The sequence below is a fragment of the Allobosea sp. CER48 genome (assembly GCF_044752385.1).
Classification (GTDB): domain Bacteria; phylum Pseudomonadota; class Alphaproteobacteria; order Rhizobiales; family Beijerinckiaceae; genus Allobosea.
On record NZ_JBIWYK010000024.1, the window covers coordinates 1 to 15,016 of the forward strand.

Here is a 15,016-nt window from a genome sequence, read left to right on the forward strand (position 1 = left end):
CGCGATCCGCCCCTCCGTGATCGCGACCTCCGTCGCGAAATTCTCGACCACCTCGCCGCCGTCCAATCGCGCCCCGATGGTCGAGCCGACCCCGCCGTGGATAACCGCCTCGCGGACGCCGCGCTCGGCGCAGAAGGCCTCCAGCGCCCCGCAGAAATCGACATTCGGCTTTACGCGGACCGCGAAGAACCGCCCTTCCCGCGTCGCGCCCAGCAACGGCGCCCGCTGCGGCCCGAACAGCTTGAAGTTCGTCTCGCTGTCAGGTTCGGCGCCGAACACAGCACCATCGATCCCGACCGCACGGACGGTGATCGTCTCGGCGACCACCGTCTCGTCGGGCAGGATATGCCCGCCGCTGCGCCGGCCGGAAGCGTCGGTCCACAACGCATGGGCGTGGAAGAAAGGCGCTCCGTCGCGCTGGCCGAAGGTCATCGCGCCCGTGTCGACGAGCGTCACGCCCGCCGGCCTGAACGTCTCGCTGTAGAAGGCGGCATGTTCCGGCGTCTTCGACAGGGCCGGCATCACATAGGCGAAAGGTGCGAGCTTGAGCCCGTCGAGCTTTGCGACGCCCGAGACGAAGCCCGCTGCCGCGAAGCTGCGCCGGACCGCTTCAAGCAGCGGCAGTCCCGCCTGGAGCGTCATCGGGAAGGGAAGCCCGTGGCACTCCGCCCACTGGATGCGCTCGGCCGTGCCGGTACCGGGCTGCTCGATCCGCCTCACGAGGCCTTCCCCTTCAGAAAATCGAGCTCGCCCCGCTTCTCCAGCTCGTCCCTGACGAGCCGCTTCGGGACCTTGCCATAGCCGGATTTCGGCAGGGCATCCCAGAACAGGAAGCGCTTGGGCATCTTGTAGCGGGCGATCTTGGGGCCGAGGAAATCGGCGATCTCGGCCTCCGTCGCGCTCTGGCCCGGCCGGTTGACGCAGACGGCGATGCCGATCTCTCCCCAGACCGGATCGGGCACGCCGAGCACCGCGACCTCCGCGATCGCCGGGTGGGTCAGGATCTTCTCCTCGATCTCGCGCGGATAGATGTTCGAACCGCCGGAGATATACATGTCCGAGGCCCGGCCGGTGATGTAGACGAAGCCCTGCTCGTCCATATGGCCGAGATCGCCGGTGCGGAACCAGCCGTCGCGGAACGACTTCGCATTGGCTTCCGGGTTGTCGTAGTAGCCGGCGAAGACGGCAGGTCCGATCACGCAGATTTCGCCCTGCACGCCCGGCGCCACCTCTTGGCCGTCATCGTCCTGGATCTGCACCTGCATGCCGGTGCGCTCGAAGCCGCAGGTGCCGATGCGCGCATGCGGTCCGTCCTCCGGCTCGTGCAGGGCCGGCGGCAGCACGGTGATGTTGCCGGTCACCTCGCCCAGCCCGAAATACTGCACGATCACCTTGCCGAGCTTCTTCAGCGCCGCCTTCTGGTCCTCGCGATACATCGGTGCGCCGGCATAGATGATGTAGCGCAGGCTGGAATGGTCGTGGCTGTCGACCGCCGGATGCTCGACCAGCATCTTCAGGATCGTCGGCACGGTGAAGATGTTGCTGACGCGATGTCTCGCGATCAGGCGATAGGCCTCGTCGATGTCGAAGCGCTCGGTCGGCAGCAGGATCGAGGTCGCCCCGCGCGCCGACATCATGAGCTGATGCACGCCCGCGCCATGCGAGAGTGGCGCCACCACCAGCGAGGCATCGGCCTCGGTCGAGCCGGGCACGAGGTCGCAGAGATGGTTGGTGATGACGAAGCCCATCTGGCCATGGGTCAGCACCGCGGCCTTCGAGCGGCCGGTGGTGCCGGAGGTGAAGAAGAACCAGCAGGGATCGTCGCGCTCCACCGCGGCGTTATCGACCTTTTCGCCGCGATGGCGCGTGATGACGGCGCCGACCTCGTCCTCCCCGAGGGTTCCCTCGCCGATCCGCCAGGTGAACTCCGGCGCCGGGCTCGCGGCCGCGACCGCGGCCGAATGCTCGGGAAAATCGCCATGGCAGAGGAAACCCTTCGCACCGGAGGCCGATGCGAGATAGGCGACCTCGTCCGGCAGCAGGCGGAAATTCGTGGGTACCCAGACGGCGCCGAGTCGGAAGGTCGCGAACATCGAGACGAACATCGCGTCGCAGTTCTTGGAATGGACGAGCACGCGGTCGCCCTTGCCGATACCGCGCGCGCGCAGTCCCGCCGCGAGCGCCGAGACCTGCGCATCGATCTCGGCCCAGTCCAGCGTCTTGTCGCCCCAGATGAAGGCGGCATGCGCCGGCAGGCGGCGCGCATTCTGCGTCACGATATGGGCGAGGTTCATCACCCGCCGCGTCATCGGCGCGACGCCTCCGACGGGGGCTGCGGTTGCGGGGCTCATCTTGCGGCTCTCCCTGTCTCGGCGGATCGCGGCGCAGCCGCCGCCAGGGGCGCGACGCCCCGTTTCGATACGAACATCTGTGCCAGCAGTGCTTCCATCCGCGCCGCCTCGCGCGCCAGCAGGGCCGAGAGCTCCACCTGCCGGGCCGACGTCATCCGGCTGTCGATCGCGGCGAGCGACAGGGCGCCCGCGACGCGACCGTCCGGATAACGAAACGCCCGCCCGACGCCCCAGGAGCTGGCGACGAGCCGGCCGGGGTTGAGCGAGAAGCCGCGCGCGCGCGTTTCGGCGATATCCACCCGCATCGGATCGGGCGCGAAACCGGGGTACCGCGCCAGCACCACGGCCTCGTTGGCCGCGATGATGCGGTCCACATCCTCGTCCGGCAGCGCGGCGAGGATCGCCAGCGAACCGGCGCCGACGCCGAGCGGATGCTGGTCGCCGGTCTGCAGCGCATGGGTCCGCACCGGATAGGTGCCCTCCTCCCGGTGCAGGCAGATCGCGTAGGTCTCGCGCCGGACGGTGAGGAAGCTCGTATCCTGCGTCTCGCCCGACAAGCGGCGCAGGCTGTCCATTGCCAGCTCGAGCAGGCCGTGCCGGCGTGCGGCCAGCACGCCCAGCACGAAAGCCTCCTCGCCGAGGCAATAGCGCCGCGTCTGCGGCTCCTGCTCGACGAGTCCGGCCCGCATCAGCGCCAGCAGCAGCCGCCGCGTCGTCGGCTTGTTGAGTCCGCTCCCGGAAACGATCTCGCCCAGCGGCAGCCCGTCGGCGGGCTCCCGCCCGATCAGCGAGAGCAGCCCGAGCGCGCGGTCGACGCTCTGCGAGCCGGACAGGCCGGCTTCGGGCGCGATACTCTGCGACAAGCGCTTCCTCCGTAGTCCACGATATGGACCTTGTTCTTATCCCCTGAGCCTAGATGGGCGCATTGCTGATTGCAACGGCAGCTTCATCGTGTAATCTTCCGGCCGTCCACTGCTCACAGTGTGGACCGCAATCGACGTCGACAGCTCACAAGATCGGCGCGGAGGGAGGAAGAACGATGGCCCTTGAGGCAACCCGCGTGGCGGGCGCGCATATGCGCCGCCTGAGCCGTAGCTGAGGCTGCGGCATGGTCGATGTCGTCGACACCCTGAAGATCCCCGAGAATCTCAGCGAGAACGAGGACGCTCGCCCCGGCTCGGCCATCATGCGCCCGGTCGAGATCGCCGCCGCCGGGCTGGTCGCCTTCATCATCGGCGTGCTGCTGCTCGGCGTCGTCTCGCGCTATGTCTTCTCGCTGCCTTTCGTCTGGGTCGACGAGGTGGCCTCGATCGCCTTCATCTGGCTCGCCATGCTCGGCGCCGCCATCGCCGTCGACCGCAACGAGCATCTGCGGCTGACGCTGTTCGTCGGCATGATGCCGCCGCGCCTGCGCGAATTCGCCGAGACGCTGGCGCTCACCGCCGTCGCAGCCTTCCTGGCGGCGATGGTCGATCCGGCCATCGAATACGCGGTTGAAGAGAGCTACGTCACCTCGGCCGCGCTCAACATTCCCGTCAGCTGGCGCGTCTCCGCGATCGCGGTCGGCATCGTGCTGATGCTGCTGCTCACCTTGCGCTATCTCTTCAAGACCGGGCGGCTGGTCGACATCGCCGGCGCGGCCCTGATCGTCGGCGGGCTCGGCCTCGTCTTCTGGGTGATGGGCCCGACCCTGAAGGGGCTCGGCTACTACAACATCCTGATCTTCCTGGTCGGCATCGTCGCGATCTGCCTGGTCGCCGGCGTTCCCATCGCCTTCTGCTTCGGGCTCGGCACGCTCGCCTTCCTCGTCTTCTCGACCAACGTCCCGATGATCGTCGTGGTCGGGCGCATGGACGAGGGCATGTCGAGCCTCATCCTGCTCTCCGTGCCGATCTTCGTGCTTCTCGGCTGCATCCTCGACGCCACCGGCATGGGCAAGGCGATCGTCGATTTCCTGGCCTCGTTGCTCGGCCATGTCCGCGCCGGCATGTCCTACGTCCTGCTCGGCTCGCTCTATCTGGTCTCCGGCATCTCGGGCTCCAAGGTCTCGGACATGGCGACCGTCGCCCCGGCGCTGTTTCCGGAGATGAAGCGGCGCGGCTACAAGCCCAAGGACCTGATCGCGCTGCTCTCGACAGGCGCCGCCATGGCCGACACCGTACCGCCCTCGATCGTGCTGATCGTGCTCGGTTCCGTCGCCGGCGTCTCGATCGCGGGCCTGTTCAACGCCGGCTTCGTCATCGCGGGCGTGCTCCTGGTCGCGCTCGCCGGCCTCGCCCGCTGGAAGGCGGCGGCAGAGGACATGAAGGGCGTGCGCCGCGCCCCGCTCGCCGTGATCGGCAAGGTCGCCCTGGTCGCCGCGCCGGCCCTCGTCCTGCCATTCATCATCCGCGCCGCGGTCGGCGGCGGCGTCGCCACCGCCACCGAGGTCTCGACCATCGCGGTGCTCTATGCGCTCGTCATCGGCATCGTGCTCTATGGCGGCATCAGCCTGCGCAAGTTCTACCAGATGCTGGTCGAGACGGCGGCGCTCTCCGGCGCGATCCTGGTGATCCTCGGCACGGCGCTCGCCATGGCCTGGGCCCTGACGCAGACCGGCTTCGCCCGCGACCTCGCTGTCTTCATGGCGAATCTCCCCGGCGGCTGGCTGACCTTCATGGCGGTCACCATCGTCGTCTTCATGATCCTCGGCTGCGTCCTGGAGGGCCTGCCGGCGATCGTGCTGATGGCGCCGCTGATGTTCCCGATCGCCAAGAACCTCGGCATCAACGACGTGCACTACTCGATGGTCGTGGTCACCGCGATGAATATCGGCCTGATGGCGCCGCCGATCGGCATCGGCTTCTACATCGCCTGCAAGATCGGCAACGTCTCGCCCGACGAGGCGATGGGCGCGATCTGGCCCTATCTCATCGCGCTTCTGATCGGCCTCGTCGTCATCGCCCTCGTCCCCGGGCTTTCGACCTGGGTGCTGTGAAACTCACGCAAGCCAAAAGAAACCAGACAACGATCCCCAGGAGAAAACGCCCATGACCATCTCGCGCCGCACCCTGCTCCAGGCGACAGCCGCCGCCTCTGCCATCGGCACCTTCCATATCGGCCGCGCCAATGCCCAGGCCGCCGAGTTCACCTACAAATACGCCAACAACCTGCCCGTCGCGCACCCGATGAACACGCGCGCCAACGAGGCGGTGGCGAAGATCAAGGAAGAGACCAAGGGCCGGGTCGACATCCAGATCTTCCCGAACAACCAGCTCGGCTCCGACACCGACATGCTGAGCCAGGTCCGCTCCGGCGGCGTCGAGTTCTTCACGCTCTCGCCGCTGATCCTGTCGACGCTCGTCGCCAACGCCTCGCTCTCCGGCATCGGCTTCGCCTTCCCGAACTATGATGCGGTCTGGAAGGCGATGGATGGCGATCTCGGCGCCTATGTCCGCGGCCAGATCAACAAGGCGAACCTCGTCGTCATGGACAAGATCTGGGACAACGGCTTCCGCCAGATCACCTCGTCCAGGGGCCCGATCAACACGCCCGAAGACCTCAAGGGCTTCAAGATCCGCGTGCCGGTCTCGCCGCTCTGGACCTCGATGTTCACCGCCTTCCAGTCGGCCCCGGCCTCGATCAACTTCGCCGAGGTCTATACCGCGCTGCAAACCAAGATCGTCGACGGCCAGGAGAACCCGCTCGCGATCATCTCGACCGCCAAGCTCTTCGAGGTGCAGAAGTATCTCTCGCTGACCAACCACATGTGGGACGGCTTCTGGTTCCTGGCCAATCGCCGCGCCTGGGAGCGCCTGCCGGAAGACCTGCGCGCCATCGTCGCGAAGAACATCAACGCCGCGGCCGTGCTGGAGCGCGAGGACGTCGCCAAGCTGAATGCCGGCCTGCAGGGCGAACTCGCCTCGAAGGGCATGACCATCAACGAGACCAAGGCCGATGCCTTCCGCGAGGCGCTGCGCAAGGCCGGCTTCTACGCCGAATGGAAGAAGAAGTACGGCGACGAGGCCTGGGGCATCCTGGAGAAGGCCGTCGGCAGCTCTTTGAGCTGATCCACGCCGAAATTCCCTCAGCCCTCATCCTGAGGAGCGGGCGCAAGCCCGCGTCTCGAAGGGTGCTCCAGCACGCGCTGGAACATGCTTTCGAGACGCCGCTGCGCGGCTCCCCCGGGATGAGGGCTGAGGCATTTCTGTTTCGAGTCTTTATCGGAGTTCCCACATGGCCGACCGGCTGCAGGGCAAGATCGCGATCGTCTTCGGCGCCGGTTCCTCCGGCCCCGGCTGGGGCAACGGCAAGGCTGCGGCCGTCGCCTATGCGCGTGAAGGCGCCGGCGTCGCCTGCATCGACCTGAACCTGGCCGCCGCCGAGGAAACCGCGGCGATCATCGCCGGCGAAGGCGGCAAGGCGCTGGCTCTCGCTGCAGACGTCACCGATCTCGCCTCGGTCGAGGCCTGCGTCGCGGCAACCGCCGGGCATTTCGGCCGCATCGACATCCTCCACAACAATGTCGGCGTCACCCATATGGGCGGCCCGGTCGAGCTGTCGGAGGAACAGTTCAATGCCTCGCTCCAGCTCAATCTCGGCTCGGTCTATCGCTGCGCCAAGGCGGTGATCCCGGAGATGCTGAAGGGCGGCGGCGGCGCGATCGTCAACATCTCCTCGCTCGCCGCGATCCGCTGGACCGGCTATCCGTACTTCGCCTACTACGCCACCAAGGCGGCGGTGAACCAGGCGACGGTCGCGCTCGCGATGCAGTACGCGAGGCAGGGCATCCGGGCGAACTGCATCATGCCGGGCCTGATCGACACGCCGCTGATCTACAAGCAGATCTCCTCGCAGTATGCCTCGGTCGAGGAGATGGTCGCCGCTCGCGATGCACAGGTGCCGATGGGCAAGATGGGCACGGCCTGGGACATTGCCAACGCCGCCGTCTTCCTCGCCTCCGACGAGGCGACGTTCATCACCGGCGTTTGCCTGCCCGTCGATGGCGGCCAGAGCTGCAGCGCCGGTTTGCCCGGCTGATATCGACTGTTCATTCTCCTAATGGAACGCTTGCTCCATTTCTCCGAGGCTGCCAGAACTGACACGACAGGGACGGCAACGGGAACCCAGAATGAGCGAAACCGCCGTTGCGGAGCTGCCGCGTGATTTCGATGGCCTGCGCACGCAGATCCTCGCCCAGCGCCAGAGCCTGCCCAAGCGCATCGCCCAGATCGCGGCCTATGCGCTCGACAATCCCGACGAGATCGCCTTCGGGACGGCGGCCAGCATCGCAATTTCGGCCGGCGTCCAGCCCTCGACGCTGATCCGCTTCGCCCAGCATCTCGGCTTCGACGGCTTCACCAGCCTGCAGGGCGTCTTCCGGGAGCGGCTCCGCGAGCGCAATTCCAGCTACGAGGAGCGCCTCAACACGCTCCGGGCCGACGAGAGCGGAGCCGCCGGCAACCACCGCATTCTCGACGGCTTCCTGACGGCCTCGCGCAAGTCGCTGGACGTGATGAGCCGCGCGCTCGACGACGCGGCGCTCGACCGCGCGATCACGACGCTCGGTGGCGCCGAGACGATCTACATCCTCGCCCGCCGCCGCTCCTTCCCGGTCGCGAGCTACCTCGCCTATGCGCTCGGCAAGCTCGAGGTCCGCAACCAGCTGGTCGAGTCGGCTGCGGGGCTGAGCCCGGAGATCATCTCCTTCGCCACCCCGAAGGACGCCGCCCTCGTCATCAGCTTCTCGCCCTATACGCCGCAGACGATCGAGGATGCGCGGGGCCTCGCCGAGCGTGGCGTGCCGGTCGTCGCCATCACCGACAGCGCCTTCTCGCCCCTGGCGAGCGTCGCGCAGACCTGGTTCGAGGTTGCCGAGGCCGATTTCGGCGGGTTCCGCACCCTGTCTTCCACCATGGCTCTCGCCATGGCGCTCGCCGTCGGCATCGGCGACGCCCGCCGCGCCGGACGTGGCCGCCGGCGCCGCCCACGTGATCAGGAATAGATATTCCGCATTGACGGAATAATGGAATTATTATTTCATATCACCAAGGCGGAGGCGCCACGCCGCCGCGTGTCACGAAAAGCGGCAAGGCCTTGGAGGAGCATATGACGGGACCGCTCGGCGGATCGGCGCAGGCGCTCGACGTCATCACCATCGGCCGGGCCTCGGTCGATCTCTACGGCCAGCAGATCGGCTCGCGGCTCGAGGACGTCACCAGCTTCGCCAAATCGGTCGGTGGCTGCCCTGCGAACATCGCGATCGGCACGTCCCGGCTCGGCCTGCGCTCGGCCCTGCTCACCCGCGTCGGCAACGAGCAGTTCGGCCGCTTCCTGCGCGAGCAGCTCGCCCGCGAGGGCGTCAATCTCGACGGCCTCAAGACCGATTCCGAGCGCCTGACGGCGCTGGCCATTCTCTCCGTCGAGAGCGACAAGTCCTTCCCTCTGCTGTTCTACCGCGAGAACTGCGCCGACATGGCGCTCGAGGAAGGCGATATCGATCCGGAATTCATGGCGCGCGCCCGTGCCGTCGTGGTCACCGGCACCCATTTCGCCCGGCCCGGCCCGGAGGCGGCCCAGCGCAAGGCGATGAATCTGATGCGCGACAACGGCGGCAAGGTCGTGCTCGACATCGACTACCGCCCCAACCTCTGGGGGCTCGCCGGCCACGATGCCGGCGACAACCGCTACATCGCCTCGCAGGCCGTCTCCGAGCGGATGAAGACCGTCCTGCCCGGCTGCGACCTCATCATCGGCACCGAGGAAGAAGTCCTGATCGCCTCCGGCGAGAGCGAGTTGCTGCCCGCGCTCAGGACGATCCGCGCGCTGACGCCGGCGACCATCGTGCTCAAGCGCGGCCCGATGGGCTGCATCGTCTATGAAGGCGCGATCCCGGACGATCTCGAAGACGGCATCGTCGGCAAGGGCTTCCCGATCGAGGTCTACAACGTTCTCGGTGCCGGCGATGCCTTCATGTCCGGCTTCCTGCGCGGCTGGCTCGGCGGCGAGAGCCTGCAGACGGCCGCGACCTGGGCCAATGCCTGCGGTGCCTTCGCCGTCTCGCGCCTGCTCTGCTCGCCTGAGAGCCCGACCTTCGAGGAGCTGCAGTATTTTCTGAAGCAGGGCAGTCCGCACCGGGCCCTGCGCAAGGACGAGGCGATCAATCACATCCATTGGGCGACGACCCGCCGGCGCGACATCCCCTCGCTGATGGCATTCGCCTGCGATCACCGCATCCAGCTGGAAGAGCTAGCGACGAAGGCCGGTGCCGATCCCGCGCGCATTCGCGATTTCAAGGTGCTCGCGGTCAAGGCGGCCGCCCGCGTCGCCGGCGGCCGCCCCGGCTACGGCATGCTCCTAGACGAGAAGCATGGCCGCGAGGCGATGTTCGAATTCGCCCGCCATCACTTCGCGTGGCTCGGCCGCCCGGTCGAGCTCCCCGGTTCGCGCCCGCTGCGTTTCGAGGTGAGCCAGGACATCGGCTCGCTGCTGCCGGAATGGCCGGTCGACCACTGCATCAAGGCGCTCTGCTTCTATCACCCGGACGACCCGGCCGAACTCAAGCAGGCCCAGCAGGAGAAGCTGCGGGGCCTGTTCGAGGCAGCGCGCAAGGTCGGCCGCGAATTGCTGATCGAGATCATCGCCGGCAAGAACGGAACGCTCGGGCCGGACACGATCGCCCGCGCGCTGGAAGAGATCTACGCACTCGGCATCAAGCCGGACTGGTGGAAGCTGGAGCCGCAATCCTCGCCCGCAGCCTGGGCCGCCATCGAGAAGACGATCGCGAAGCACGATCCCTGGTGCCGGGGCGTGCTGCTGCTCGGGCTCGACGCTCCGGCCGAGGAACTCGAGGCCGGCTTCGCCGCGACCGCGAATGCCCCCATCGTCAAGGGCTTCGCCGTGGGCCGCACCATCTTCATGTCCGCCGCCGAGGGCTGGCTCTCCGGCAAGCTCGACGACGCAGCCGCGATCGCCGACATGGCGGGGCGTTTCGAGGCGCTGACCAACCTCTGGCTCGCCACGCGCGGCCGCAAGGCGGCCTAGCGTATCGGCCCGAAAAGTGGGAACCGGTTCCCGGACCAAGCCGATGCCAAGCAGACTCCCGCTCGGAGACCGATCATGACCCGCACCGTCCGCCTCACCATGGCGCAGGCTCTGACGCGCTATCTCGCAGCGCAGATGACGGAGGTCGAGGGCCAGCGCCTGCCGATCTTCGGCGGTGTCTGGGCGATCTTCGGCCATGGCAATGTCGCGGGCCTCGGCGAGGCGCTCTGGCACGAGCGCGAGCGCCTGCCGACCTTCCGCGCCCATAACGAGCAGGCGATGGCGCATGCCGCAATCGCCTATGCCAAGGCGAACATGCGTCGCCGCTTCATGGCCGCGACCACTTCCATCGGCCCCGGCGCGACCAATCTCGTCACCGCCGCGGCGCTCGCCCATGTCAACCGCCTGCCGGTGCTGCTGCTGCCGGGCGACGTCTTCGCCAACCGTATTCCCGATCCCGTCCTCCAGCAGGTCGAGGCCTTTGGCGACGGCACGGTTTCGGCCAATGACTGCTTCCGCCCGGTCTCGCGCTATTTCGATCGCATCACCCGGCCCGAGCAGATCGTCCCGGCACTCACCCGCGCCATGCAGGTGCTGACCGACCCGGCCGAATGCGGGCCGGTGACGCTGGCGCTCTGCCAGGACGTCCAGGCGGAGGCCTATGACTATCCCGAGAGCTTCTTCGCCGAGCGCCTGTGGACTCCACGCCGTCCCCGCGCCGACCGCGACGAGCTCAAGGCCGCGGCCGAGGCCCTCAAGGCGGCGAAGAAGCCGCTGATCGTCGCCGGTGGCGGGGTGCTCTATTCCGGCGCCAGCGACGAACTCGCCCGCTTCTCCGCCGCGACCGGCATTCCAGTCTGCGAGACGCAAGGAGGCAAATCCGCCCTGCCCGATGACGACGCGCTCAACATGGCCGCCGTCGGCGTGACCGGGACCGGCGCCGCCAACCGGCTGGCTGCCGAGGCGGATCTCGTCCTCGCGGTCGGCACGCGCCTGCAGGATTTCACCACGGGTTCCTGGGCGCTGTTCGGTGCCGAGCGGAAGGCGATCATCGGGCTCAACGTCCAGCCCTTCGATGCGGGCAAGCATCGCGCCCTGCCCCTCGTCGCCGACGCCCGCGAGGGTCTGGCCGAGCTGGCCGGTGCCATCGGTGCCTGGAAGGCGCCTGAGAGCTGGACGGCCGATGCGAGGGCCGGCAAGGCGGAATGGCGCAAGGAAGCCGACAAGGCGACGGCAGCGACGAATGCCGCCCTGCCCTCCGACGCGCAGGTCATCGGCGCGGTCCAGCGCACGCTGGGTTCGGAAGTGATCCTGCTGCATGCCGCGGGCGGCCTGCCCGGCGAGCTGCACAAGCTCTGGCAGGCGGGAGCGCCCGGCTCCTACCATGCCGAATACGGCTTCTCCTGCATGGGCTACGAGATCGCCGGCGGGCTCGGCGCCAAGATGGCGCGGCCCGACAGGGAGGTCGTCGTCATGGTCGGCGACGGCTCCTACCTGATGCTCAATTCCGAGATCGCGACCTCGGTGATGCTGGGCCTCAAGCTCACCATCGTGCTGCTCGACAATCGCGGCTTCGGCTGCATCAACCGGCTCCAGAACGCGACTGGCGGCCAGAGCTTCAACAACCTGCTCAAGGACAGCAGGCACGAGACGCTGCCCGAGATCGATTTCGTCGCTCACGCCTCCAGCATGGGCGCGATCGCAACGAAGGCCGCCTCGATCGCCGAGCTGGAAGCCGCATTGGCAAAGGCCAGGGCCAACACCGGCACCACCGTCGTCGTCATCGATACCGACCCGCTGATCTCGACCGGCGCCGGTGGCGCCTGGTGGGATGTCGCTGTGCCCGAGGTCAGCGAGCGTGAGCAGGTCCGCACGGCACGGGCGAATTACGACGAACGACGCAAGCGTCAGACCATCGGCAACTGAAGCCGTTCCCATAGGCAGGAAAGACCCGACACATGATCCGCATCGGCGCGAACCCCATCGGCTGGTCGAATGACGACATGCTCGAGATCGGCGGCGACATCCCGCTCGAAACCTGCCTGAAGGAAGCCCGCGAGGCCGGCTTCACCGGCATGGAGCTCGGCAACAAGTTCCCGCGCGAGGCCGGCACGTTGAAGCCGATCCTCGATGCCCACGGCCACGCGCTGGTCTCCGGCTGGTACTCGACCGAGCTTCTCGTCCGCGACGTCGCCGCCGAGATGGATGCGGTGAAGGCTCACGCGACGTTGCTGCGCGACATGGGTTGCTCGGTGCTGATCGCGGCGGAGACCTCGAACGCGATCCATTCCGACATCACCAGGCCCCTCTCGGCCCGCCCCGTCCTGCCCAAGGCGAGATGGGACGATTTCGGCACCCGCTATTCCAATTTCGCCGAGGCGGTGAAGGCCGAATACGGGCTCCAGCTCGTCTATCACCACCATATGGGCACGGTGGTGCAGACCGAAGCGGAGATCGATCGCTTCATGGGCGTCACCAGCCCGGCCGTCGGCCTGCTGCTCGATACCGGCCACGCCACCTGGGGCGGCGGCGACCCGGCCCGCATCGCCCGCCACTGGAAGGCGCGCATCCACCATGTCCACTGCAAGGACATCCGCGAGGCCGTGATGTGGCGCTCCAACCGGGAGGACTGGTCCTTCCTCGAATCCGTGCTCGCCGGCGTCTACACCGTGCCGGGCGACGGCCTGATCGACTATGTCCGCGTGCTCCGCGAGCTGCAGGGCTATTCCGGCTGGATCGTCGTCGAGGCCGAGCAGGATCCGAAGAAGGCCGAGCCCGCGGCCTATGCCCGGCTCGGCCACGCCAATCTCAGCCGCTTCATCAAGGAAGCCGGGCTGGTATAGAACCACCGCCGTCATTCCGGGATGCCGCAGGGCGAGCCCGGAACCCATAACCGCGTTGTCTTGAAGACACGACTCTGGAACGGCGTCGTTTTGTTCGGAACACGCAGCGGTTTTGGGCTCCACGCTCTTCGCTGTGCGAAGCCCCGGAATGACGGCGGAGTTCCTCAGCCAGCGCTGCAATCGCCAAAGGGAGAACCATGTCTCATCTCCGCATCCGGCCCTCCGGCACCAGCGGCCGCGTCACCCATGTCACGCCGGAGAGCGCCGGCTGGACCTATGTCGGCTTCGACCTGCATCGCCTGAAGCCCGGCGAGACCGTTTCCGCCGCCACCGGCGATCGCGAGACCTGTCTCGTCTTCGTCACCGGCAAGGGCAAGGCCGTCGCCGGCGGCAAGGAACTCGGCGAGCTCGGCCAGCGCATGACCCCTTTCGAGGGCAAGCCCTGGTCGGTCTATCTCCCCCAGGGGTCGGACTGGTCCGTCACTGCCACGACCGATCTCGAACTCGCGGTCTGCACGGCTCCGGGGCTGAAGGGCGGCCTGCCCGTCCGCGTCATCGGCCCGGACGACCTCGGCCGGGAGATTCGCGGCAAGGGCTCCAATACCCGCCACGTCACCAATATCCTGCCCGAGACCGAAGTTGCGGATTCGCTGCTCGTCGTCGAGGTCATAACCCCTGCCGGCAACACCTCGAGCTACCCGCCCCACAAGCATGACCGGGACGACCTGCCGCGGGAATCCTACCTCGAGGAAACCTATTACCACCGCCTCAACCCGCCGCAGGGCTTCGGCTTCCAGCGCGTCTACACCGACGATCGCAGCCTCGACGAGGCCATGGCGATCGAGGATGGCGACGTCGTACTGGTGCCGAAGGGCTATCACCCCTGCGCCACCTGCCACGGCTACGATCTCTACTATCTCAACGTGATGGCCGGCCCGAAGCGGACCTGGAAATTCCACAACGCCGCCGAGCACGAATGGATGCTGAAGGGCTGAGCGCCCTGCCCGGCACCGGCCTCCGGTGCCGGAGCGTCCTTATCGCAAGGAGCCGGCGCCCCGGCTCAGCGATTGCACTTGTAGACCGTGCCCGAGGTATCCGGGCCCTTCCACTTGATGTCGGCGGCGCTGGAGACGACGTGGCTCCCGCCGATCTCTGCCGCCCGGATCTTCAGGCGTGTGACGACTGTGTCACGCGCGGTGTCTGGGAGCAGCACCGAATGCAGCTCGGACTTGCCGTCGATCACGCCAAGCCTGGTGCACCCCTCCACCACGCCTTGTGTATCGGTCACCACCACCGCACTGCTGCGCGACGTGTGATAGGCGCAGGCTCCGAGAAAGAGAGCCGGCAGAATAAGGAAGAAACGCGCTGTCGCCATGGTCCGGGCCGTCCTGATCGGTTCAGGTTCCATGTTCAGCCGCCCAGGCACAAATGCAAGAGCGGATATGCGTGGAGCCCCCGGTTCCCCCGCCAAGTCGTCGAGGTGCTCGAACTGATCGCTATCGGGCGGATATTGAACAGTTTCGGCTGTGCGAACTTTAACGCAAGTCCTGCGACATTCTTGACCTTCCACAACAGCTGCTCTTAAGTCCGCTCAGGCCAATGGGAGGCTGAAAAGGGATATAATATGCGTAGCATTTTGATCGTCGGCGCGATGGCCGCTCTCCTTGCCGGTTGCCAGACCGCGCAGGAGTCCATGGCTGACGCCGAAGTCACCTGTGAAGCTCAGGGCTTCCGTCCCGGCACGCGTGCCTACCAGCAGTGCCGTTCGGCGAACTATGTCGAGAACCGTCGCGCCTCTAA

General features: G+C 67.2%; 12 protein-coding genes. 8 read left to right on the forward strand and 4 right to left on the reverse strand.

The window, feature by feature from the left end:
- From ACIPIA_RS02110 to ACIPIA_RS02120, 3 genes are all read right to left on the reverse strand, one after another.
- The coding region (locus ACIPIA_RS02110; protein ID WP_400506199.1) for a PPC domain-containing DNA-binding protein at positions 1-720 on the reverse strand (720 nt) is incomplete at its 3' end.
- Positions 717-2,351, reverse strand: coding sequence for an acyl-CoA synthetase (locus tag ACIPIA_RS02115; protein WP_400506201.1), 1,635 nt, complete (start codon positions 2,349-2,351; stop codon positions 717-719). The genes ACIPIA_RS02110 and ACIPIA_RS02115, both read right to left, overlap by 4 nt.
- Positions 2,348-3,214, reverse strand: a complete 867-nt coding sequence (locus tag ACIPIA_RS02120; protein WP_400506203.1) for an IclR family transcriptional regulator — start codon at positions 3,212-3,214, stop codon at positions 2,348-2,350. Before ACIPIA_RS02120 ends, ACIPIA_RS02115 begins: the two co-directional genes overlap by 4 nt.
- A gap of 245 nt (positions 3,215-3,459) precedes the next feature.
- On the opposite strand from ACIPIA_RS02120, the gene ACIPIA_RS02125 reads away from it, so the two are divergent.
- The 8 genes from ACIPIA_RS02125 (at position 3,460) to iolB (ending at position 14,211) form a co-directional block, all read left to right on the forward strand.
- On the forward strand, positions 3,460-5,328 hold the full coding sequence (locus ACIPIA_RS02125; RefSeq protein ID WP_400506204.1) for a TRAP transporter large permease: 1,869 nt from the start codon (positions 3,460-3,462) through the stop codon (positions 5,326-5,328).
- 52 nt (positions 5,329-5,380) lie between these two features.
- Positions 5,381-6,400: a TRAP transporter substrate-binding protein gene (locus tag ACIPIA_RS02130; RefSeq protein ID WP_400506206.1), complete on the forward strand. Its 1,020-nt coding sequence runs from the start codon at positions 5,381-5,383 to the stop codon at positions 6,398-6,400.
- 166 nt (positions 6,401-6,566) lie between these two features.
- Entirely contained in the window at positions 6,567-7,370 is an 804-nt protein-coding gene (locus ACIPIA_RS02135) for an SDR family NAD(P)-dependent oxidoreductase (RefSeq protein ID WP_400506208.1), read from the forward strand.
- 91 nt (positions 7,371-7,461) lie between these two features.
- Positions 7,462-8,334 (forward strand): MurR/RpiR family transcriptional regulator, encoded by an 873-nt coding sequence (locus ACIPIA_RS02140; protein WP_400506210.1) that lies wholly within the window; start codon positions 7,462-7,464, stop codon positions 8,332-8,334.
- Positions 8,335-8,438: 104 nt separating this feature from the next.
- Entirely contained in the window at positions 8,439-10,373 is a 1,935-nt protein-coding gene (locus ACIPIA_RS02145) for a bifunctional 5-dehydro-2-deoxygluconokinase/5-dehydro-2-deoxyphosphogluconate aldolase (RefSeq protein ID WP_400506212.1), read from the forward strand.
- 75 nt (positions 10,374-10,448) lie between these two features.
- Positions 10,449-12,299, forward strand: a complete 1,851-nt coding sequence (gene iolD / locus ACIPIA_RS02150; protein WP_400506214.1) for a 3D-(3,5/4)-trihydroxycyclohexane-1,2-dione acylhydrolase (decyclizing) — start codon at positions 10,449-10,451, stop codon at positions 12,297-12,299.
- A gap of 32 nt (positions 12,300-12,331) precedes the next feature.
- Positions 12,332-13,216, forward strand: a complete 885-nt coding sequence (gene iolE / locus ACIPIA_RS02155) for a myo-inosose-2 dehydratase (protein WP_400506216.1) — start codon at positions 12,332-12,334, stop codon at positions 13,214-13,216.
- 197 nt (positions 13,217-13,413) lie between these two features.
- A complete protein-coding gene (gene iolB, locus ACIPIA_RS02160; protein ID WP_400506218.1) occupies positions 13,414-14,211 on the forward strand; it encodes a 5-deoxy-glucuronate isomerase in 798 nt (265 codons plus the stop codon).
- A 65-nt stretch (positions 14,212-14,276) separates the two neighbouring features.
- Here iolB and ACIPIA_RS02165 read toward each other — a convergent pair whose 3' ends face one another.
- Positions 14,277-14,591, reverse strand: a complete 315-nt coding sequence (locus ACIPIA_RS02165; protein WP_400506219.1) for a hypothetical protein — start codon at positions 14,589-14,591, stop codon at positions 14,277-14,279.
- Between the last annotated feature and the right edge of the window lie 425 nt (positions 14,592-15,016).

Excerpts from the sequence above, each read along its gene's own strand:
- ACIPIA_RS02115 (WP_400506201.1), bottom strand. The coding sequence starts at position 2,351 with ATGAGCCCCGCAACCGCAGCCCCCGTCGGAGGCGTCGCGCCGATGACG.
- ACIPIA_RS02125 (WP_400506204.1), top strand. The coding sequence starts at position 3,460 with ATGGTCGATGTCGTCGACACCCTGAAGATCCCCGAGAATCTCAGCGAG.
- ACIPIA_RS02130 (WP_400506206.1), top strand. The coding sequence starts at position 5,381 with ATGACCATCTCGCGCCGCACCCTGCTCCAGGCGACAGCCGCCGCCTCT.
- ACIPIA_RS02135 (WP_400506208.1), top strand. The coding sequence starts at position 6,567 with ATGGCCGACCGGCTGCAGGGCAAGATCGCGATCGTCTTCGGCGCCGGT.
- ACIPIA_RS02140 (WP_400506210.1), top strand. The coding sequence starts at position 7,462 with ATGAGCGAAACCGCCGTTGCGGAGCTGCCGCGTGATTTCGATGGCCTG.
- ACIPIA_RS02145 (WP_400506212.1), top strand. The coding sequence starts at position 8,439 with ATGACGGGACCGCTCGGCGGATCGGCGCAGGCGCTCGACGTCATCACC.
- iolD (WP_400506214.1), top strand. The coding sequence starts at position 10,449 with ATGACCCGCACCGTCCGCCTCACCATGGCGCAGGCTCTGACGCGCTAT.
- iolE (WP_400506216.1), top strand. The coding sequence starts at position 12,332 with ATGATCCGCATCGGCGCGAACCCCATCGGCTGGTCGAATGACGACATG.
- iolB (WP_400506218.1), top strand. The coding sequence starts at position 13,414 with ATGTCTCATCTCCGCATCCGGCCCTCCGGCACCAGCGGCCGCGTCACC.
- ACIPIA_RS02165 (WP_400506219.1), bottom strand. The coding sequence starts at position 14,591 with ATGGCGACAGCGCGTTTCTTCCTTATTCTGCCGGCTCTCTTTCTCGGA.